At 74.6% G+C, this 20,929-nt stretch carries 20 protein-coding genes; 17 read left to right on the forward strand and 3 right to left on the reverse strand.

Annotation, left to right across the window (positions count from 1 at the left end; genetic code table 11):
• Window positions 1-48 precede the first annotated feature (48 nt).
• Window positions 49-1,209: a steroid 3-ketoacyl-CoA thiolase gene (locus tag AB0C84_RS11405; protein ID WP_361064116.1), complete on the reverse strand. Its 1,161-nt coding sequence runs from the start codon at window positions 1,207-1,209 to the stop codon at window positions 49-51.
• A 167-nt stretch (window positions 1,210-1,376) separates the two neighbouring features.
• Here AB0C84_RS11405 and AB0C84_RS11410 point away from each other — a divergent pair, with 167 nt between their 5' ends.
• Window positions 1,377-1,766, forward strand: coding sequence for a hypothetical protein (locus AB0C84_RS11410; protein ID WP_361064118.1), 390 nt, complete (start codon window positions 1,377-1,379; stop codon window positions 1,764-1,766).
• 24 nt (window positions 1,767-1,790) lie between these two features.
• Here AB0C84_RS11410 and AB0C84_RS11415 read toward each other — a convergent pair whose 3' ends face one another.
• Window positions 1,791-2,984 (reverse strand): cytochrome P450, encoded by a 1,194-nt coding sequence (locus tag AB0C84_RS11415; protein WP_361064121.1) that lies wholly within the window; start codon window positions 2,982-2,984, stop codon window positions 1,791-1,793.
• 190 nt (window positions 2,985-3,174) lie between these two features.
• Between AB0C84_RS11415 and AB0C84_RS11420 the strand changes: the two genes are divergently transcribed.
• From AB0C84_RS11420 to AB0C84_RS11450, 7 genes are read left to right on the forward strand one after another with little or no spacing between them, the layout of a single operon-like run.
• Window positions 3,175-4,176, forward strand: a complete 1,002-nt coding sequence (locus tag AB0C84_RS11420; protein ID WP_361064124.1) for a ketoacyl-ACP synthase III — start codon at window positions 3,175-3,177, stop codon at window positions 4,174-4,176.
• A gap of 56 nt (window positions 4,177-4,232) precedes the next feature.
• A complete protein-coding gene (locus tag AB0C84_RS11425) occupies window positions 4,233-4,985 on the forward strand; it encodes a glycosyltransferase family 2 protein (protein ID WP_361064127.1) in 753 nt (250 codons plus the stop codon).
• Window positions 4,986-5,041: 56 nt separating this feature from the next.
• Window positions 5,042-6,211 carry a cytochrome P450 gene (locus AB0C84_RS11430; RefSeq protein ID WP_361064130.1) on the forward strand — a complete coding sequence of 390 codons (1,170 nt, stop codon included), beginning with the start codon at window positions 5,042-5,044 and terminating at the stop codon, window positions 6,209-6,211.
• Window positions 6,208-7,713, forward strand: a complete 1,506-nt coding sequence (locus tag AB0C84_RS11435) for a class I adenylate-forming enzyme family protein (protein WP_361064133.1) — start codon at window positions 6,208-6,210, stop codon at window positions 7,711-7,713. Before AB0C84_RS11430 ends, AB0C84_RS11435 begins: the two co-directional genes overlap by 4 nt.
• Window positions 7,710-8,636 (forward strand): NAD(P)-dependent oxidoreductase, encoded by a 927-nt coding sequence (locus tag AB0C84_RS11440; RefSeq protein WP_361064136.1) that lies wholly within the window; start codon window positions 7,710-7,712, stop codon window positions 8,634-8,636. Before AB0C84_RS11435 ends, AB0C84_RS11440 begins: the two co-directional genes overlap by 4 nt.
• A gap of 49 nt (window positions 8,637-8,685) precedes the next feature.
• A complete protein-coding gene (locus tag AB0C84_RS11445; protein WP_361064139.1) occupies window positions 8,686-9,423 on the forward strand; it encodes a Clp protease N-terminal domain-containing protein in 738 nt (245 codons plus the stop codon).
• 38 nt (window positions 9,424-9,461) lie between these two features.
• Complete coding sequence (locus tag AB0C84_RS11450) at window positions 9,462-10,325, forward strand: alpha/beta hydrolase (RefSeq protein ID WP_361064142.1); 864 nt, start codon at window positions 9,462-9,464, stop codon at window positions 10,323-10,325.
• A 22-nt stretch (window positions 10,326-10,347) separates the two neighbouring features.
• Here AB0C84_RS11450 and AB0C84_RS11455 read toward each other — a convergent pair whose 3' ends face one another.
• On the reverse strand, window positions 10,348-11,790 hold the full coding sequence (locus AB0C84_RS11455) for a PucR family transcriptional regulator ligand-binding domain-containing protein (protein WP_361064145.1): 1,443 nt from the start codon (window positions 11,788-11,790) through the stop codon (window positions 10,348-10,350).
• 95 nt (window positions 11,791-11,885) lie between these two features.
• Between AB0C84_RS11455 and uraD the strand changes: the two genes are divergently transcribed.
• The 9 genes from uraD to alc are packed head-to-tail and all read left to right on the forward strand — an operon-like array spanning window position 11,886 to window position 20,874.
• Window positions 11,886-12,359 (forward strand): 2-oxo-4-hydroxy-4-carboxy-5-ureidoimidazoline decarboxylase, encoded by a 474-nt coding sequence (uraD, locus tag AB0C84_RS11460; RefSeq protein WP_258943413.1) that lies wholly within the window; start codon window positions 11,886-11,888, stop codon window positions 12,357-12,359.
• The gene (gene uraH / locus AB0C84_RS11465; RefSeq protein WP_179843501.1) at window positions 12,356-12,670 is read left to right on the forward strand and encodes a hydroxyisourate hydrolase; all 315 of its coding nucleotides are present in this window, start codon (window positions 12,356-12,358) and stop codon (window positions 12,668-12,670) included. The genes uraD and uraH overlap by 4 nt, the downstream gene beginning before the upstream one ends.
• Window positions 12,670-13,527: a factor-independent urate hydroxylase gene (gene pucL / locus AB0C84_RS11470; RefSeq protein WP_361064150.1), complete on the forward strand. Its 858-nt coding sequence runs from the start codon at window positions 12,670-12,672 to the stop codon at window positions 13,525-13,527. Before uraH ends, pucL begins: the two co-directional genes overlap by 1 nt.
• Before the next feature lie 28 nt (window positions 13,528-13,555).
• Window positions 13,556-14,434, forward strand: coding sequence for an FAD binding domain-containing protein (locus AB0C84_RS11475; protein WP_361064153.1), 879 nt, complete (start codon window positions 13,556-13,558; stop codon window positions 14,432-14,434).
• Window positions 14,434-14,919: a (2Fe-2S)-binding protein gene (locus AB0C84_RS11480; protein ID WP_179843498.1), complete on the forward strand. Its 486-nt coding sequence runs from the start codon at window positions 14,434-14,436 to the stop codon at window positions 14,917-14,919. The genes AB0C84_RS11475 and AB0C84_RS11480 overlap by 1 nt, the downstream gene beginning before the upstream one ends.
• Complete coding sequence (locus AB0C84_RS11485; protein ID WP_361064156.1) at window positions 14,916-16,274, forward strand: 8-oxoguanine deaminase; 1,359 nt, start codon at window positions 14,916-14,918, stop codon at window positions 16,272-16,274. The genes AB0C84_RS11480 and AB0C84_RS11485 overlap by 4 nt, the downstream gene beginning before the upstream one ends.
• Window positions 16,275-18,584 (forward strand): xanthine dehydrogenase subunit D, encoded by a 2,310-nt coding sequence (pucD, locus tag AB0C84_RS11490; protein ID WP_361064159.1) that lies wholly within the window; start codon window positions 16,275-16,277, stop codon window positions 18,582-18,584.
• Entirely contained in the window at window positions 18,581-19,879 is a 1,299-nt protein-coding gene (allB, locus tag AB0C84_RS11495) for an allantoinase AllB (RefSeq protein ID WP_361064162.1), read from the forward strand. The genes pucD and allB overlap by 4 nt, the downstream gene beginning before the upstream one ends.
• On the forward strand, window positions 19,876-20,874 hold the full coding sequence (gene alc / locus AB0C84_RS11500) for an allantoicase (protein ID WP_361064165.1): 999 nt from the start codon (window positions 19,876-19,878) through the stop codon (window positions 20,872-20,874). The genes allB and alc overlap by 4 nt, the downstream gene beginning before the upstream one ends.
• Window positions 20,875-20,929 lie beyond the last annotated feature (55 nt).

Genomic DNA, 20,929 nt, shown 5'->3' on the forward strand with positions numbered 1-20,929 from the left:
CGGGGCCCGTGGTCGTGCGCTGTCCTGTACTCCAGGATGCCCGCCCGGTCAGATCCGTTCGAGGATCGTGGCGGTGGACAGGGCGCCGCCCGCGCACATCGTGACCAGCGCGGTCCCGGCGTCGCGGCGCTCCAGCTCGTGCAGCGCGGTGGTGATCAGCCGGGCGCCGGTGGCGCCCACGGGGTGGCCGAGGGCGATGGCGCCGCCGTTGACGTTGACCCGGTCCATGTCCGGCTTGTGGACCGACGCCCAGGACAGCACGATCGACGCGAAGGCTTCGTTGATCTCGGTGATGTCGATGTCGCCCATGGCCATGCCGGAGCGCCGCAGGACGCGCTCGGTCGACTGCACGGGCCCGTCCAGGTGGTAGTACGGCTCGCCGCCGACGAGGGCCTGCGTGCGGATGCGTGCGCGCGGGCGCAGGCCGAGGGCCCGGGCCCTGTCCTCCGACATCAGCAGGACGGCGGCGGCGCCGTCGGAGATCTGGGACGAGGTGCCCGCCGTGTGCAGGCCCTCGGGGCCGAGCACCGGCCTGAGCCCGGCGAGCCCGTCGGCGGTCGTCTCGCGCAGGCCCTGGTCGCGGGTGACCTCGCGGGTCTCGCCGGTGACCTCGCCCTCGGCGTCCAGGACCGGCGCGGTGATCGGGGCGATCTCGCGGTCGAAGCGGCCGTCCGCCCACGCCTTGGCGGCGAGCTGCTGGGAGCGGGCGCCGAACGCGTCGAGGTCGGCGCGGGTGATGCCGCGGCGGGCGGCGATCCGCTCGGCGGCCTCGAACTGGTTCGGCATGTCGAGCGACCAGTCGTCGGGCCGCGGGTTGGCGGGCATGACGTTGCTGCCGAGCGGGGCGCGGCTCATCACCTCGACGCCGCAGCCGATCGCGACGTCCACGACCCCGGCGGCGATCTGGGACGCGGCCAGGTGGACGCCCTGCTGGGAGGAGCCGCACTGGGCGTCGATGGTGGTGACGCCCGCCTGCCACGGCAGCCCCGCGTACAGCCAGGAGTAGCGGCCGACGTGCCCGCCCTGCTCTCCCGCCTGCGTGACGCAGCCGGCGAAGACCTGCTCCACCTCGGCGGCGTCGATGCCGGAGCGCTCGACGGCGGCGTTCAGGGCGTGCGCGAGGACGGCCATCGGCTTCAGGCCCGCGAGCCAGCCGCCACGCTTGCCGAGCGGCGTGCGCACCGCCTCGACGATCACCGGGGTACCCATGCGGTCTCCTTCTAGAACACGATTCACTTTTGACTGTAACGTGTTCTAACTTTGCGGGGGAAGGCCGGTCCCGGTGAGAGGGATCGCGCGCGGGCCGCGGCACGCGGGGGTGTCGGCCGCGTCGACTAGCCTGGGCGCACGACGATCCCCCCGCGCCGGAGAGTCCCATGGCCGCAGATTTCGACGAGCCCGTGTTCGACGAGGACTTCGTCAGGAGCGCCGTCTTCACCGAGCCGTCCGCGCGCGAGCGCGCCCGGCCCCCGTCCCGGCGCGAGCGGCGCAGGTCCCGCCGCGCCGCGCGGCGGGACGGGGGCCGGCGCCCGCGCCGCGAGCCGACCCACCGGACCGCGGTGCTCCAGGTGGCCGGCGGCGTGCTGGTGCTGCTCGCGATCTCCTTCGCGCTCTGGTGGTGGAACTCCGCGCCCCGCGACGAGCGCCCCGCGCGGCCGGTCGGCCCGACGATCACGCACTCCCCGGCGCCCGCCCCGACCCCGACGGCCCCGGACAAGGAGGCCCCGGAGAAGGACGCCCCGCCGACCGAGATCCCCGAGGTCTAGCGGGCCCGGGTCGCCGTCACGCCGTCACGGGTACTGGGCGGGCCGGACGCGGAGCTCGGCGTACGACGGGACGAGGACGCGACGGGCCGGGCGGCGGGAGACCACCCGGTACGGGCGGCCGGAGGACAGCAGCGTCTCCAGCATCCGGGCCACCTGCACGCGCGCGACTGCGGCGCCGAGGCACAGGTGGCGCCCGCCGCCGAACCACAGCTGCCGCGTCTCCGGGACGTAGGCGCGCCGGACGTCGAACGGCCCGGCGGCGCCCGTCGCCCGGTAGGTCAGCAGCAGGATCCGGTCGCCCGCGCGGAGCCGCCGCCCGCCGACCGCCGCGTCCCGGGCGACGTGGCGCCCGATCACCGGCGCCGGGGCCGCGACGCGCAGCCCCTCCCGCACCGCGTTGTCCATGAGGGACGGATCGTCCAGCAGGGCCCGCTGCCCTCCGGTGTCGTGCAGCAGGGCCGCGGTGCGGACGGTCCCGGACACCCCGGTCTCCGTCCCGGCGATCACCAGCAGGGTCGCCAGGCCGCGGGCGAGCGGCAGGCCGAGGCCCATCTCGCGGCAGCGGCCGAGCAGGGTGCCGGTTCCTGCCGTCCGGTAGGCGCGCGGGACTCCGGCGGTGATCTCGTCCACGACGGCGCGGGCCCGCGCGAGGACCGCCGGGTCGAGGCCGGTGGACGCGGTCGTGCCGAGCGCCAGCCGGGCGAGCCGCTCCCCGGCGGCGAAGAGCGCGCGGTACTCGGCGTCGGCCCGGTCCGGGGGCAGGCCCAGCAGGTCGGCGACCATGCGCCCGGCCATGACGCGGGCCGCGTCGGCGACGTCGACGCCCGCTCCGGCGGCGAGGCGGGCGGCGAGCGCGGCGTGGGTCCGGCCTTGGGAACGCTCCACCAGGATCCGGGCGGCGTCCTCGGTGAACAGGTCGCGGGCGCGGGTGCGGACCTCGGCGTGCGTCGCACCGCCGAAGAACCGCCCCATCTCGTCCCCGAACAGCTGCGTCCAGAGGTGGCCGACGCCGCCCTCGCCGTTCATGCCGAAGGCGGCGTGGTCGTTGAGGACCTGCCGAGCGAGGACGGGGTCGGTCACCACCCACCCGAGCCTCGGCACGCGGGTGATGGGGCCGGTGTGGCGCGCCGCCTCCAGGAGGGCGAACAGGCCCGGGTTCGCCGTCCACAGCAGGCGGGCCTCGTGCCGCGCCGCCCTGTCGGTCTTCGTGCTGGTCACCCGCCGATTCTGGCGGTTCCGGAATCCGGACGGAAACGTGGTATCCCTCAAACCGGGCTAAGTGGCAGTACTCAGGCCGAACCGGGTACAACGCCCGGCCCGGGATGCGTAGGGTTCCCCTGACCGGGAGCGCCCGCGGCCGACGAGGCTTGCCGGACACCGAGCACGAGGAACCGGGGGACCCGAGCCCATGAGAGCCCGCATCACCGCCGTCGCCGCGCACCTGCCGGACCGGACGGTCAGCAGCGCCGAGGTCGAGGCCCGCGTCGCGGCCGAGAGCCCCGGGTACCGCCCGCACCCCACGATCGTCGAGCGGATGACCGGCATCCGGTCCCGGCACGTGATGCGCGACGACGAGCAGGCGTCCGACCTCGCCGTCGCCGCGGCCCGCCGCGCCCTCGCCGAGCGCGCGGTCGAGCCGGCCGGCCTGGACCTGCTGGTCTTCGGGTCGGCGTCGCAGGACCTCGTGGAGCCCGCGACCGCGCACATCGTCGCCGCCAAGCTCGGCGCGACCTGCCCGGTCTTCGACGTCAAGAACGCCTGCAACGGCTTCCTCAACGGGCTCCAGATGGCGGACGCGCTGATCCGCACCGGGCAGCACGAGCGCGTCCTGGTCTGCACGGGCGAGAGCCCGTCCCGCGCCGTCCGCTGGAAGGTGCGCGACCGCGCCCAGTTCGTGGACGCGTTCGCCGGCTACACCCTCTCCGACGGCGGCGCCGCGATGCTCGTGGAGGCCGCCCCGGACGGCGGGATCTTCTACCGCGACTTCGCCGCCGTCTCCAGCGCCTGGCGGGTCGGGACGCTCCCGGGCGGCGGTTCGATGCACCCGCGCGACCCCGAGTTCACCTACTTCAGCGGGGACGGCCGGCGGCTGAAGGACGCCTTCCTGGCGACCGGCCCGGAGATCTTCACCACCGCGCTCGCCAAGACCGGGCTGACCTGGGACGACTTCGCGGTCGTCGGCGTCCACCAGGTGACGCTGCCCTACCTGGAGACGCTGCGCGCGATCCTCGGCATCCCGCCCGACCGGCTCGTCGTCACGCTGCCCGACCACGGCAACGTCGCGTCCGCGAGCCTCCCGCTGCAGATCGCCACCGCGCTCGCCGAAGGGCGCTGCGGGCCCGGCGACCGGATCGCGCTGATCGGGCTCGCCGGCGGCGTCAGCCTCGGCGTCATGTTCGCGGAGCTGTGACGATGAACCCTGCGGACCCTGCGGACCCTGCGGACCCTGCGAACCCTGCGGACCCGATGAACCTGTGGATCGTCGTCCCCGCCTACAACGAGGAGCGCTCGATCGGCGCGACGCTGCGCCGCCTCGCCGAGCAGACCGACACCGGCTTCACCCTCGTCGTGGTCGACAACGGCAGCACGGACGGGACCGCCACCGCCGTCAAGGAGTTCGCCGCGGGCGCCGCGGCGTTCGACGTCCGGATCGTCCACGAGCCGGAGAAGGGGACCGGCGCCGCCGCCGACACCGGCGTCCGGCACGCGATCGGCGCGGGGGCCACGCACGTCGCCCGCACCGACGCCGACTGCCTGCCCCACCGCGGCTGGGTCGCGGCGGTGCGGCGGGCGTTCGGCGAGGGGCTGGAGATGGTGTCCGGGCCGCTGCTGCCGCGCACCGACGAGTTCCCCCTGAGGCTCTGGGAGCGCCGGCTGCTGCCCGCCGTCATCGACCTCGCCGCCCTGTTCGGGCGGTTCCGCCCCGGGAACCAGGACCCGCTCTACCTCGGCCCGTACGTGATGATGCCGGGCTGCAACCTCGCGATCACGGCCGACCTGTACGAGCGGGCGGGCGGCTTCCCCCGCACCCGCATCGAGGACGTCCACGAGGACCGCGCGCTGGTCAACCGCGTCCGCTACGTGACCGACGCCTACGCGCTGCGCGAGGACGTCGTCGTGTACGGGTCCGTGCGCAGGCTCCGCGCGTTCGGCCTCGTCAGGACGCTCGGCTGGTACGCCGACCACCGCTACCGCCCCGCCGTCGTAGACATCCGATGAGCGCAGGAGACATCCGATGAGCGCAGGGGACATCCGATGAGCACGGGGGACATCCGATGAACTGGGAGAGGCGGCTCTACCTGGCCGCGCACCCGGTCGCCTACCCGCTCCTGCGCGGGGTCGCGCGGCGCGGGCCGATCGTGCGCGTGCCCGGGGTCGGGGTGGTCGTGAACGACGCCGCCCTGGCCCGCGAGATCCTCATGGACGGCGAGACGTTCCGCAAGGACGGCCCCGGCTCGCCCGGCGAGCTGTGGACGCCCGTGCTCGGGCCGTCCGTCCTGCTCAACATGGAGGGCGGCGCCCACCGCGCCCTCCGCCGCCGCCTGACCGACCTGTTCACCCCGGCTTACACCGAGGCGCTGTGCGCCCGCGTGCTGGCCGAGCCGCTGGCCGCGCTGTCGGACCGCCTCGGACGCGGCGCGGCCGTCGACCTGGTGGAGGCGGCGCGGGTCATGGCCGGGACCGTGATCGGCGAGGTCATCGGGCTCGAAGGCGGCACCGAGGCCGCCTACCGGGACCTGTTCGAGCAGGGCGAGAAGATCGTCTCGATGGTGTCGCTGCGCACGCGGCGGCTCTCCCCGTCCCAGGCCCGCCGGGCCCGAGCGGTGCTCGACCCGCTCGGCGACATCGCGGCCAAGTCCTACCTGGCGGGGGACGAGTCCACGGTCATGGGACGGATGCGGGCCCTCGGCCTGTCGCAGGACGAGGCGCGCGGCGCCGCCGGAGCGTTCTTCCTGACCGGCACCGAGACCGTCGCGACGCTGCTGCCGCGCCTGGTCGCCCTGCTCGCCGACCACGGGCAGCTCGACCGCGTCGCCGGGGATCCCGCTCTCCTGGACCGGGCCGTCGAGGAGGCGATGCGGGTCGCGACGCCGACGCCGGTCATGCTGCGCAGCGTGCACCGCCCGGCCGTGGTCGGGGGCGCGGCGATCCGCCCCGGCGACCGGGTGCTGATCGCCACGCACAACTGCTGCCGCGCCCACGGCCCGTTCGACCTGGACCGTCCGCACCCGCCCGAGCTGCGCCGCCTGTGGTTCGGCGCCGGGCCGCACTTCTGCATCGGGTACCCGCTGGCCATGGCGCAGATCCGCCTGGTCACCCGGACGCTGCTCGCCGCCGCGCCGCTCACCGTCACGCGCCGCGCCGCCGCCCGGAACGTTCTGATCCCGACCTATCGCCACCTGGCCGTCCGGTCGGGAGATCCTCGGAAAGTGAGGGCGGCATGACGCTCGTCCGGCTGCTGCTCGACCAGGCGGCGCGGACGCCCGCCGCCGTCGCCCTGGTCTCGGGGGACGGCACGGAGCTGACCTACGGTGACCTGCGGCGGCAGGTGCTCGCCGTCCGGCACGGGCTGCTGTCCGGCGGGCTCGCCGCGGGCGACGGCGTGCTGTTCTCGGTGCGCCCCTCGCCGGAGTCGCTCGTCCTCGCGCTGGGCGTGGTCGCGGCCGGGGGAGTGGTCGTGTTCGCCGACCCGGGCGCCGGGCCCGAGATGTTCACCGCGCGGCTGCGGCTGGCCCGTCCCCGCTGGTCGGCGGCCGAATCGGTGCTGTACGCGGGCAGCAGGCTCCGGCCCGTCCGGGCGTACGCGCGGCGGCGCGGGCTCCTCCTGCCGAACCTCGCCGACCTGCAGATCCCGGGCGAGGGCCCGATGCGGCACATCCACGTCGGCCGCCGGCTGCCGGGCGTGCCCCGGGGCGCGCTGTCCTTCGCGCGCCTGGCCCGTGGCGAGGCCCCCGAGCCGGACCGCGAGCCCGATCCGGACGCCCCCGCCGCCGTGATCTTCACGTCGGGCACGACGGCGGACCCGCGCGCGGTCGTCCACACGCAGGCGTCGCTGGCGGCGGCGCTCGACCTGTTCCGGTCCCGGCTGCCCCTCGGGCCGGGGGACGTCGTCCACACCGACCAGCTCATGCTCGGCCTGCCGACCCTGATCGCGGGCGCCCGCTGGTCGATGCCGCCCCTGTTCTGCGCCCCGGCCGACTTCGCGCGGCTGATGCGCGAGCGGCGGGCCACGCACACGTTCTGCGTCCCCGTCCACCTCGCCGAGATCCTGGACGCGTGCCGCGAGCTGCCGCCGTCCGTCCGGTACGTGCTGCTCGGCGCGGCGCCCGCGCCCGCGGCCGTGCTCCGGCAGGCGGTCGAGGCGGCCCCCTCCGCGGAGGTCCTGTCGGTGTACGCGATGACGGAGATCCTGCCCGTGGCGATCGCGTCGGCGCGGGAGAAGCTCGCGCACGACGGGCCCGGCGACCTGCTCGGCGCGCCCCTCCCCGGCGTCGGCGCCCGCCTGGCCGGGGACGGCGAGCTGCTGCTGTCCGGCCCCAACCTGTGCCGTGGGTACCTCGGCGCGGACCCCGTCGCCGAGCTGCCGACCGGCGACCTCGCGCGGCTGGACGGCGGCCGCCTCGTCCTGACGGGACGCAAGAAGGACATGCTGATCCGCGGCAAGTTCAACCTCTACCCCGGCCTGTACGAGCCGTCGATCGCCGCGCTGCCCGGCGTGGCCGAGGCCGCCATCGTGGGCGTGCCGGACCCGCGCACGGGGGACGAGGAGGTCGTCCTCGCGGTGGTCGGCACCGGCGACCTGCACGAACGGCTGCACCGCAGGCTCCCGGACGTCATCGACCACGACGCCCTCCCGGACCGTATCGTCGTCCTGGACGAGCTGCCCCGCTCCGGGCGCACCCGCAAGCTCGACCGGGACCGGCTCCGCGAGGTGGTGGCGCCGTGAGGATCGCGGTGACGGGAGCCTCGGGTTTCGTCGGCGGCGCGGTGTGCCGGGCGCTCGCGTCCGAGGGGACGGCCGTGCTCGCGTTCGGCCGCCGCCCGGCGGTGGCCCCCGGCCGCGTGGGCGGCGCGCCCTACCGGTCCTGGGACCTCACGCGAGGCCCGCTGCCGGACGCGCCCGCCGTGGACGCGGTCGTCCACTGCGCGGGCAGCGTCACCGACTGGGGACCCGCGGCCGCCCTCTTCGCCGCGAACCTCACCGGCACCCGCAACGCTCTGGCGAGCTTCCCGGGAGCCAGGTTCGTGCACGTCAGCACGGCCAGCGTGTACGACCCGTTCACACCGAGCGTCATGGCGCGCGAGGACGAGGCCCCGGTGCGCCGCTACATGAACGCCTACGGCGCCTCCAAGGCCGCCGCCGAGAGGGCCGCCGCGGGCGCCGGTGCGATCATCCTGCGCCCGCACGCGGTCTACGGGCCCGGCGACACGACGCTCCTGCCGCGCGTCCTGTCCGCCGTGCGGGGCCCGGTGCTGCCCGCCGTCGGGACCGGCCGCCAGCGCGTCAGCCTGACCTCGGTCGGGAACCTGGTCCAGGCGTGCGTCCTGGCCGCGACGGGCTCCGTGGCCTCCGGCGTCTTCAACGTCGCGGACGCGGCGCCGGTCGCGATCGACGACGCGTTCCGCGCGATCCTGCGCGAGCGCGGCGTCCGGGCGCGCCCGGTGTACGTCCCGGCCCGCGCCGCCCGCCCGCTCGCCGCCGTCGCCGAGGGGGCGTTCCTGCTGGTCAGGCGTCCCGAACCGCCGCGCCTCACCCGCTACGCGATCAGCCATCTCGCCCTGGAGCGCACCCTCGACACCACCGCCGCCCGGGAGGCCCTCGGCTATGACCCGGCCCCGACGTCCTTCGCCGGGGCCGCCGGCTGGTGAGCGTCAACCCAGGGTTGACGATCCAGGATCGTCAACCTATGGTTGACGCATGACCGAACCCCAGCGGCCGCCGGTCCAGGTCCGCCTCGACGACCTGATCAACGGCATCAAGAAGGTCCACACCGACGCCCTCGAACAGCTGACCAGCGCCGTCCTCGCCGCCGAGCACCTCGGCGAGGTCGCCGACCACCTCATCGGCCACTTCGTCGACCAGGCCCGCCGCTCCGGCGCGTCCTGGACGGAGATCGGCAAGAGCATGGGCGTCAGCAAGCAGGCGGCGCAGAAGCGCTTCGTCGCCAAGGGGGAGAAGCCCGACCTCGACCCCTCCCAGGGCTTCTCCCGCTACACCGAGCGCGCCCGCAAGGTCGTCGTGGCCTCGATGAGCGAGGCCCGCGCCGCCGGCCACGCCGAGATCATCCCGGCCCACCTCGTCCTCGCCCTGCTCACCGAGCCCGAGGCGCTCGCCGCCAAGGCGATCCTCGCCCAGGACGTCCTGCTCGACACCGTCCGGCAGGCCGCCACGGCCGAACTCCCCCCGGAGGCGGAAGGCGAACTCCCCGAGCTCATCCCCTTCGGCCAGGACGCCAAGAAGGCCCTCGAACTGACGTTCCGCGAGGCCCTGCGCCTCGGCCACAACTACGTCGGCACCGAGCACATCCTGCTCGCCCTGCTGGAGTTCGAGGACGGCACGGGCATCCTCTCCGGCACGGGCGTCGACAAGGCGGCCGCCGAGGCGAACATCACCGCCGCGCTGGAGGCGATCGCCGCCGAGACGGACACGCCGTGAGGCGATGAGTTCCGGCTCCGCGCACGGTCCACCCCTCCATGGAGAAACTCATCAAGGCGGGCGGGGCGGAACTGTGCGCGGAGACGTTCGGTGATCCGTCCGACCCGCCGATCCTGCTGATCGGCAACACGATGCTCACGTGGCCGGACGACCTGTGCGAGCGCCTCGCCGCGCTGCGCAGGTTCGCCGTCCGCTACGACCTGCGCGACACGGGCCGGTCCGAGACCGCCGACCCCGAGGCCCCCCGCTACACGCTGCGCGACCTCGTCGCCGACGCCGCCGGCGTCCTCGACGCCCTCGGGCTGCCGTCCGCGCACGTCGCCGGGTTCGGCGTCGGCGGCTGGATCGCCCAGCTCCTCGCCCTGGACCACCCGGCCCGCGTCACCACCCTCACCCTCATCGCGACCAGGCCCACCGCCCCGGGGCCGGCCGACGCCGACCTGCCCGACCACGCCCCGGAGCTGATGGCCCGCTTCATGGAGCGGCCGAAGGTCGACTGGGCGGACCGGGAGTCCGTGGTCGCCTTCCAGGTCGAGAACGCCCGCCACATGTCGGGCCCGTCCTTCGACGAGGCCGAGGCCCGCGCGAACATCGAGCGGATCTTCGACCGCACCGTGACGGGAGCCGACCCCGGCAAGGCGCACCGGGCGAACCAGATGGGGACGGTCTTCGCGGCCCTGGACTCCGGCGACCGCTGGCGCGAGCGCCTCCCGGAGATCGCCGCCCCGACCCTCGTCGTCCACGGGGAGGACGACCCCTTCTTCCCGCTGGGCAACGGCCGGGCGCTGGCCGCCGAGATCCCGTCCGCCGAGCTCCTCGTCCTGCCCGGCACGGGCAGCGAGCTCCCGCGCCGGACCTGGGACACGGTCGTCCCCGCGCTCCTGCGGCACACCACGGCCTGACGCGCGCCCGGAGCCGGCGCGGTCAGACGAGGAGGGCGAGGAAGAAGTCGACCCGGTCCTCCATCCGGGACAGGTCCCGGCCGGTCAGATCCTGGATGCGCTGGACGCGGTACCGGACCGAGTTGACGTGGAGATGGAGCTCCTCGGCGCAGCGCGTCCACGACCCGGAGTTCCTCAGGAACGTCTCCAGCGTCTGGACGAGGCCGGCTCCGTGGACGTCGTCGTAGGAGTGCAGCGGGTCCAGGAGGCGCACCCGGAACATCTGCCGGACGTCGTCCGGCACGCTGGCGAGCAGCAGAACGTGGGTCGCGAGCTCCTCGTGCCGGACGACGCACACTGGGGAGGGACGGGTCGCGGCGAGGCGGCGGGCGTGGCGCGCCTCCTCGATGGCGCCGCGCAGGTCGGGGGGCACGGCGGCGCCGCTCACCCCGACGGCCACGCGGGTGCCCGCCAGACCGGGGGCGAGGAAACCGAGGGCGTCCTGGACGGCGGCGGCGACGTCCAGCCCGCCGGACGGGACGAGCGCGACGGCCTCCCCGTCCAGCAGCCCGACCACCGGCCGCGGCACGCCCACGACCTCGGCGAGGACGGTGCGCAGCTCGCCCGGACGCAGCGGGCCCTGCGCGGACGCGGCGACCGCCACGACCGGGGAGACGAGCTCCGCGGACTTCGGTAGATCGTCCCCGGAGAAGGCGGCGGTCACGATGTCCTGGGACGAGCGGTCGTCGGCGCGGAGGCGGGCCCGTTCGAGGTCGACGATCGCGGCCAGCTCCCCGGCCATCGTGTGGCGTTCGGGCGGCCAGTCGGCGAAGTCCCCCTCCAGCGCCACGAACCAGTCGGCGACCCGCGGCGTGTCGCCGGGGGACACCGGGAAGAGCGACATGTCCTGGCCCGGGACGTGGTGCGGCAGCCGGGGCGCGGTGAGGAACGCGGAGGCCAGAGCGGCCGGGGCGGCGGGCGGCGGCCCCGCGACGACCCGCCCGGTCGGGGTGAGGACGTGGCAGTGGCCGACGAGGTCGAGGACGGCGCCGAGCCCGGTCCCCTCGACCAGGCGGCGGTGCCGGTCCAGCAGGGCGGTGAGATCGGCCGCGCGTGCGCCGGACAGGTGCCGGACGACCTCCTCGGTCACGGTCGCGAACGCCACGTCCTCGGGGACCTTGAACAGCGGCAGCCGGTGCCGGCGGCACGCCGCCACGAGATCGTCCGGGATGGCGCCGAGCGTGAGGTCCCACGCGGCCAGCCCCGACACGCCCGCCCCGGCGAGGGCCGCGACGAACGCCTCCGAGTCGGCCGGGCCCGTCCGCCAGACGAGGCCGGTGAGCACGAGCTCGCCGCCGCGCAGATAGCGGCCGGGGTCGATCAGGTCGGTGGTGACGACCCAGCGGATCGGCCGGTCGAGCTCGTCCTCCCCGCTGACGACCTCCAGCCGCAGCCCGGGCATCGCGAGCAGCGAACGCAGCTTCATGTGTAGCAAGCTACAAAAGACCGCGCGCGACCATGGCCTCGCTTCGGACGTCCTGTGACTCGACCGCGCCCGGGGCGGGCTTGTGTACTGCAAGCGTGGTGGAACCGAGCAGCGAGGAGCTGGCGGCGTGCTGCGCGTCCCGCCGGTGGATCGCCGAGGTCGGCGGCCGGGCCTACGCCGATCCCGCCGCGCTGCGCGCCGCGTCGAGGCGCGCACTGGACGACCTGGAGTGGGCGGACGTCGAGGAGGCGCTCGCGGCGCATCCCCGCATCGGGGACCGGGTGGGCGGCGCCGCGCGGGAGGCCCGGTGGTCGCGAGGGGAGCAGGCAGGGGCGGCCGCGGCGCCGGCCGACGTTCAGGACGCCCTGATAGCGGGAAACCGCGCCTACGAGGAGCGTTTCGGCCACGTGTTCCTGATCCGCGCGTCCGGGCGCTCCGCGCTGGAGATGCTCGCCGCGCTGCGGGAACGGCTCGGCAACGACCCTGACGCCGAACGCGACGCCGTCCGCCGGGAACTGGCGGAGATCGTCGACCTGCGGCTGGCCAGGCTGATGGAGGAGGACGCGTGAGCCTTTCGACCCACGTACTCGACGCGGCGAAGGGGATGCCCGCCGCGGGCGTGGCCGTCCGGCTGGAGCGCCGCGACGCGGGCGGCGGCTGGACTCCGCTCGCCGAGGCCCGCACCGACGCCGACGGCCGCGTCCGGGAGTGGGGCGCCGAGCCCGGCGAGGGGGTGCACCGGCTGACCTTCGCCACCGAGGGACTGTCGGACTTCTACCCCGAGGTCACGGTCGCGTTCACCATCGACGACCCGGGCCGGCACTACCACGTCCCCCTCCTGATCAGCCCGTTCGCGTACTCGACGTACCGGGGGAGCTAGTGGCGATCGTTCTCGGGCCCAACCGCTACGGCAAGGCGGAGACGCGCGTCGTGCGCGTGACGCGGGACGGCGGCACCCACCGGATCAGGGACCTGAACGTCAGCGTGGCGCTGTCCGGAGCGATGGACGAGGTCCACCTGACCGGCGACAACGCCGCCGTGCTGCCCACCGACACCCAGAAGAACACCGTGTTCGCGTTCGCCCGCGAGCACGGCATCGGCGCGATCGAGGACTTCGGCCTCCTGCTCGCGCGGCACTTCACGGCCTCCCAGCCCGCGGTCGCGCACGCCCGGGTGGAGATCCGCGAGTACGGCTGGCGGCGCATCGCGGGCGGGCACTCGTTCGTCCGGGACGGCGGCGAGGTGCGCACGGCCCTGGTCCACGGCGGCGAGGCGGAGTCGGTCGTCTCGGGCCTCACCGACCTGGTCGTCCTCAACTCCACCGGAAGCGAGTTCCACGGCTTCGCCCGGGACGAGTACACGACGCTCGAACCGACGGACGACCGGATCCTCGCCACGGCGGTCACCGCCCGGTGGCGGCACCGCGGCACCACCGCGGGCTGGGACGACTCCTACGCCGCCGCCCGCGACGGCCTGCTGCGCGCGTTCGCCGAGACGCACAGCCTGTCGCTCCAGCAGACGCTCTACCAGATGGGGCGCCGCGTCCTCACCGAGCGGCCGGAGATCTGCGAGGTCAGGCTGTCGCTGCCCAACAAGCACCACTTCCTGGTCGATCTGGAGCCGTTCGGCCTGGACAACGACAACGAGGTCTATTTCGCGGCGGACCGCCCGTACGGGCTCATCGAAGGCACGGTGCTGACCGACGACGCGCCCGCCGCACCGGTGGCCTTCGACTGAGACCGCCGTCCCGGAGGAATACTGAGACATGGACTTCTTGCGACCGCTGACCTGGGAGGACGCGCTGGCCGCCAAGGCCGCGCGGCCCGGTGCCCTGCCCGTCCAGGGCGGCACCGACGTCATGGTCGAGATCAACTTCGACGCGCGGCGGCCCGAGGCGCTGCTCGACCTGACCCGGATCCGCGCCCTCACCGCGTGGGACACCGCGGACGGCCGGCTCCGCGTCGGCGCCGGCGTCCCCTACGCGCGGCTGATCACCGAGCTGGGCGGGCGGCTGCCCGGCCTCGCCCAGGCGTCCCGCACGGTCGGGTCGCCGCAGATCCGCAACCGCGGCACGGTCGGCGGCAACCTCGGCGCCGCGTCGCCCGCCGGGGACGGCCATCCGCCGCTGCTGGCCGGGGACGCGGTGATCGAGGCCGAGTCGGCCGAGCGCGGCGTCCGGATGATCCCGGTCGCGGAGTTCTTCACCGGCGTGAAGCGCAACGCGCTCGCGCCGGACGAGCTGATCCGCGCGTTCTGGGCGCCGCCCGCGTCCGGCCCGCAGTACTTCTCCAAGATCGGCACCCGGAACGCGATGGTGATCGCGGTCTGCTCCTTCGCCGTCGCGCTGCACCCGGGCGAGCGCCGCGTCGGCACCGGCCTCGGCTCGGCCGCCCCGACCCCGCGCCGCGCCGCCGAGGCCGAGGCGTTCATCTCCGCCGAGCTGGACTGGGACGGGCGCGGCCCGCTCGCCGAGGCCGCCGCACGGCGCTTCGGCGAACTGGTGCGGGACGCGGCGTCGCCGATCGACGACGTCCGCGGGACGGGCGGCTACCGCGGCCACGCCCTGGCGGTGCTGGCGCGCCGCACGCTCACCTGGGCCTGGAACGACCACCGCAAGACGACCGTGGGAAAGGCGGCCTCGTGATGCGCGTGAACCTGACCGTCAACGGGTCCGAGGAGGCCGTGGACGAGGTGTGGGAGGGCGAGAGCCTGCTCTACATGCTCCGCGAGCGAATGGGCCTCCCCGGTTCAAAGAACGCCTGCGAACAGGGCGAATGTGGCTCGTGCACCGTCTACCTGGACGGCGTGCCGGTGTGCGCCTGCCTGGTCGCCGCGGGCCAGGCGCAGGACCGCGAGGTCGTCACCGTGGAGGGGCTGGCGCAGGGGCCGCCCGGCGAGGAGCGGCTCGACGCCGTCCAGGAGGCGTTCGTCGAGGCGGGGGCCGTCCAGTGCGGGTTCTGCACGCCCGGCCTGATCGTCCAGACGCACGACCTGATCGAGCGGAACCCGGCGCCGTCCGACGCGGAGATCCGCGAGGCGCTGGCCGGGAACCTGTGCCGCTGCACCGGCTACGAGAAGATCCTCGACGCGGTGCGCCTCGCGGCCGAGCGCAGGGCGGCCGCGCGATGAGGCGCGTCGTCATCGAGAACGCCCACGTGGCCACCGTGTCCGGGGACGAGTACCCGGGCGGCCACATCGTGGTCGAGGGCGACCGGATCACGGCGGTCGGACCGGGCCCCGCGCCGGAGACCGGACCCGGCGCGGAGCGCATCGACGGCACGGGCTGCCTCGCCACCCCCGGCCTGGTCAACTCCCACCACCACCTCTACCAGTGGGCCAGCCAGGGCGCGGCCGTCGACGGCACCCTGTTCGAGTGGCTGACCACCCTCTACAAGCCGTGGTCGAAGATGGACGCCGAGGTCGTCGGCGGCGCCGCCACCGCCGGGCTCGGATGGCTCGCCAAGTCGGGCTGCACGACGTCCACCGACCACCACTACCTGTTCCCCAAGGGACGCGGCGACCTGTTCGCGGCCGAGATCGAGGCCGCCCGGGAGATCGGCGTCCGGTTCCATCCGTGCCGGGGATCGATGGACCGGGGCGAGTCGCAGGGCGGGCTGCCCCCGGACGAGGTCGTCGAGGACATCGACACCATCCTCGCCGAGACCGAGGCCGCGATCGACCGGTACCACGACCCCTCGCCCGGCTCCCTGCTGCGCGTCGCCGTCGCGCCCTGCTCGCCGTTCTCCGTCACGCGGGACCTGCTGGTCGAGTCGGCCCGGCTGGCGCGCGCCAAGGGCGTGCGCCTGCACACCCACCTCGCCGAGACGCTCGACGAGGAGGAGCACACGCGCGAGCAGTTCGGCATGACGCCCACCGAGTACGTGGACTCGATCGGCTGGCTGGGCCCCGACGTGTGGCTCGCGCACTGCGTCCACCTGCACGACACCGACGTCAAGCGGCTCGCCGAGACCCGTACCGGAACGGCGCACTGCCCGAGCTCCAACGCCCGCCTCGGCGCCGGGATCGCCCGCGTGTCGCACCTGCTGGAGGCGGGCGCGGCGGTCGGGCTCGGCGTCGACGGGGCGGCGTCGGCCGAACTCGTCCCGCTGGCCGGGGAGCTGCGGCAGGCGATCTACATGCAGCGCGCCCGGTACGGGCCGACCGCGCTGAACGCCCGGCAGGCCCTGGAGATGGCGACGCTCGGCGGCGCCCGCTGCCTCGGCCGCGACGACGAGCTCGGCGCCCTCGCGCCCGGCCGGCTCGCCGACATCGCGCTGTGGCGGATCGACGGCTTCCGCGCCGCCGTCGACGACCCCGTCGTCGCGCTGGCGTTCGGGCCGACGCCGCCGCTGGAGCGCCTGCTCGTCGGCGGGCGCACCGTCGTGGACGGCGACACGCTCGTCACCGTCCCGCAGGACGAGGCCGGGCGGCGCGGCGCGGACGCCCACCGCCGCCTGATGCGCCTCGCCGAGGAGGTGCTCTGAATGACGTCCCCGACCAGGAGCCCGGCCCACACGGCCACCCCCGGCATCGGCGGAGTCGGCGAGAGCCCCCTGCGCCCGGACGGCGCCCTCAAGGTCGCCGGCGAGTTCGCCTACGCCTCCGACCTGTGGCTGGACGGGATGCTGTGGGGCGCGACGCTCCGCAGCCCGCACCCCCGGGCGCGGATCCGGTCGCTCGACGTCGGGCCCGCCCTCGCGCTGCCCGGCGTCCGCGCCGTCCTCACCCACGAGGACGTGCCCGGCCGCAAGGTGTTCGGCATCGACCACACCGACGACCAGCCCGTCCTCGCCATCGACCAGGTACGGCACCAGGGCGAGCCGGTCGCGCTCGTCGCCGCCGACCACCCCGAGACGGCGCGCCGCGCGATGGACCGGATCGCCGTCGAGTACGAGGTGCTGGAGCCGGTCACCGACCCGCGCGCGGTGATCGCCGACCCGGAGGGCCTGAAGGTCCAGGACCGCGGCGGCATCACCCGGCACCAGCCGGTCCGGGTCGGGGACGTGGACGCGGCCAGGGCCGAGGCGGCCGTCGTGGTGTCCGGCGAGTACGAGGTCGGCATCCAGGACCAGGCGTTCCTCGGGCCCGAGGCGGGCCTGGCGATCCCGGCCGAGGACGGCGGCGTCGACCTGCACGTCTCCACGCAGTGGATCCACAACGACCTCAAGCAGATCGCGCCCTGCCTCGCGCTGCGCGAGGACCAGATCCACATGACGCTCGCCGGCGTCGGCGGCGCCTTCGGTGGACGCGAGGACCTGTCGATGCAGATCCACGCGGCGATGCTGGCGCTGCACACCGGCCGGCCCGTGAAGATGTCGTACAACCGGTACGAGTCGTTCTTCGGGCACGTCCACCGGCATCCCGCGCAGATGCGGTACGAGTTCGGCGCCACGCGGGACGGACGGCTCCTCTACGCCGACGTCGAGATCGTCCTGGACGGCGGCGCGTACACCTCGTCCACCATGAACGTCGTCGGGAACGCCGCCTCGCTGGGCGTCGGCCCCTACGAGATCCCCAACATCCGTATCGACGGGTACGGCGTCTACACCAACAACCCGCCGTGCGGTGCGATGCGCGGCTTCGGTGCCGTCCAGGCATGCTTCGCCTACGAGTCGATGATGGACAAACTGGGCGCCGCCTGCGGGCTCGGCCCGGTCGAGGTACGCCGCCGCAACGCCGTCTCCCAGGGGTCCAGGCTCGCGACCGGGCAGGTCATCGAGTCGCCCGCGCCGCTCGCCGAGATGCTCACCCGGCTGGAGGCCATGCCGATGCCTCCCGACCCGGACCGCTCCGACCTGCGGAACCTGCCGGGCGGCGTCTCCCAGACGACCCACGGTGAGGGCGTCGTGCGCGGCGTCGGCTACGGCGTCGGGATCAAGAACATCTGCTTCTCCGAGGGCTTCGACGACCTGTCCACGGCCCGCGTCCGGCTGGAGGTCATCGGCGGCGAGGCCACCGCCCTCGTGCACACCGCCGCCGCCGAGGTCGGGCAGGGCCTCGTCACGGTCAAGGCGCAGATCGCGCGGACCGAGCTCGGCGTCCAGAAGGTCACGATCGCCCCGGCCGACAACCGGGTCGGCGACGCCGGGTCCTCCAGCGCGTCCCGCCAGTCGTACATGACGGGCGGGGCGGTCAAGACGGCCTGCGAAGCGGTCCGCGCCGAACTGCTCGCCCTCGCCGCGCGCCGCTTCGGCCGCACCGACCTCGCCGTCGCCGGCGGGAAGATCGTGTCGCGGGCCGGGGGCGTGCTCGGCACGATCGAGGACGTCCTCGGCGACACCGCCATCGAGGAGACCCGCGAGTACCACCACCGGCCCACCACCCCCCTGGACCCGGTCACCGGCCAGGGCCGCAGCCACACCCAGCTCGCGCTCTGCGTGCACCGCGCCGTCGTCGACGTGGACGTCGACCTCGGCCTCGTCAAGGTCGTCGAGCTCGCCGCCGTCCAGGACGTCGGCCGGATCCTCAACCGGACCGCGCTGGAGGGGCAGATCCACGGCGGCACCGCGCAGGGCCTCGGCCTCGCGCTGATGGAGGAGATCGTCGTGACGGGCGGCCTGGTCCGCAACCCGTCCTTCACCGACTACCTGATCCCCACCATCCTCGACATGCCGCCGATGCGCCTGGACATCCTGGAGAACCCCGACCCGGAGGCGCCCTACGGGCTCCGCGGCGCCGGGGAGCCGCCCACGCTGTCGTCCACGCCCGCCGTCGTCGCCGCGATCAGGGACGCGACGGGCAAGGCGCTGACACGGGTCCCCGTCCGGCCGGAGCACATCGTGGCCGGCCCGTGACCGGGGACGACCTCGTCATCCGTTCCCGCCGGACCGTCCTGCCGGAGGGAGAGCGGCCGGCGGCCGTCTCGATCCGTTCCGGCCGCATCACCGCGATCTCGCCCTACGACACGCCCGCCTCGGTGGACCTGGGCGACGTCGCGCTGCTCCCCGGGCTCGTCGACACCCACGTCCACATCAACGAGCCGGGCCGCACCGAATGGGAGGGCTTCGCCACCGCGACCCGCGCCGCGGCGGCGGGCGGCGTCACCACGCTCGTCGACATGCCGCTCAACTCGCTGCCCCCGACCGTCGACCCGGCCGCGCTCGCGGCCAAACGCGCCGCCGCCGAAGGCGCCTGCGCCGTGGACGTCGGCTTCTGGGGCGGCGCGATCCCCGGCAACACGCCCTCGCTGCGCCCGCTGCACGACCTCGGCGTCTTCGGATTCAAGTGCTTCACCTCCGACTCGGGCGTCCCGGAGTTCCCGCCCCTGGCGCCCGCCGAGATGAAGGCGGCCTTCCAGGAGATCGCCTCCTTCGGCGGCCTGGTCATCGTGCACGCCGAGGACCCCGCCGCGCTGTCCCCGCCGTCCGGCGGCGACTACGCCGCGTTCCTCACCTCGCGGCCGCCGTCCGCCGAACGCCGGGCCGTCGAACGGGTCGTCCGGCTGGTGGAGGAGACCGGCGCGCGCGCCCACATCCTGCACCTCTCGGCGGCCGACTGCCTGGACGTCCTCGCCGCGGCGCAGGCCGGCGGCCTCCCGGTGACCGCCGAGACCTGCCCGCACTACCTGACCCTCTGCGACGGCGACGCCGGGACCGCCGCGTTCAAATGCTGCCCGCCCATCCGCGACGCCGCCAACCGCGACCGGCTCTGGCAGGGCCTCGCCTCTGGCACGATCTCCTGCGTCGTCACCGACCACTCGCCCTGCACGCCCGACCTGAAACGCGGCGACTTCGCCACCGCGTGGGGCGGCATCTCGTCCCTGCAACTCGGGCTGCCCGCCGTCTGGACGGCCGCCCGCGCACGCGGCCACGACCTGGCCGCTGTCGCCCGCTGGATGTCCGAGGCCCCCGCCGCACTCGCCGCCGTCCCCGGCAAGGGCGCCATCGCCCCCGGAAACGACGCCGACCTCGTCGCCTTCGCCCCCGACGCGACCTTCACCGTCGACCCCGCGTCCCTCCACCACCGCCACCCCGTCACCCCGTACGAGGGCAGAACGCTGACGGGCGTCGTCCAGGCCACCTGGCTGCGCGGCGCACGCGTCGGCGACGCCCCGGCCGGACGCCTGCTCACCCGACCGGAGGCACGATGACCGACTTCACGTCCCTGCCGGACCTGGCCGTCCGCACGCTCGGCGGGTCGGTCGTCGCCGCCAGCGACGAGTCCTTCGCCGAGAAGGAGAACCTGCTCAACCCGTGGAAACCCGCGTTCCACCCGGAGACCTTCGGCCCGAAGGGCCAGCTCTACGACGGCTGGGAGACCGCCCGCCGCCGCACCCCCGGCCACGACTGGGCCCTGGTCCGGCTGGGCCTCCCGGGCCAGATCCACGGCATCGTCATCGACACCGCCTGGTTCAAGGGCAACTACCCCCCACACGCCTCGGTGGAGGCCTGCTTCGCCGACGGCTACCCGGCCCCCGCCGAACTCGAAGCCGCCGACTGGCTGGAGATCGTCCCGAGGACCCCCCTCAAGGGCGACACCGCGCACACTCTTCCGACCACCGGATCAGAACGCGTCTTCACCCACGTCAGGCTCAACATGTTCCCGGACGGCGGCATCGCGCGCCTCCGCGTCCACGGCAGGGTCGTCCCGAATCCCGCTTACCTGACGGGCCTGACCGTGGACCTCGCGGCCCTGGAGAACGGCGCCCGCGTCCTCGACTGCTCCGACCGCTTCTACTCGTCCCCCGACAACATGCTGTTCCCCGGCCTGGCCCGCACCCAGGCCGAGGGCTGGGAAACCGCCCGCCGCCGCGACGAAGGCAACGACTGGGCCGAAATAGCCCTGGCCGCCCCCGGCACCATCGAACTGGCCGAACTCGACACCACGAACCTGAAATTCAACGCCCCCGCCGAAGCCCAGCTAACGGCCACCACCACCGACGGCGAACAGACCGTCATCCTCCAGCGCACCCGCCTGCAACCCGACACCCGCCACCGCTACCGCCTGAAAACCCCAGAAGTGGCAAAAGTCCGCCTGGACATCCACCCCGACGGCGGCCTGGCCCGCCTCCGACTCTGGGGCTCCCTGAACTCCAAAGTCGAACAAGCCCTAACAACCTACTGGAACACCTACATTCGCCAATAACGGACTGTGATGCACACCACACTTTCGGTTATTGGATAGTCACGGTATCTAACAG

Origin of the sequence: Actinomadura sp. NPDC048955 (assembly GCF_040649435.1) — a bacterium.
GTDB lineage: Bacteria > Actinomycetota > Actinomycetes > Streptosporangiales > Streptosporangiaceae > Spirillospora > Spirillospora luteofluorescens.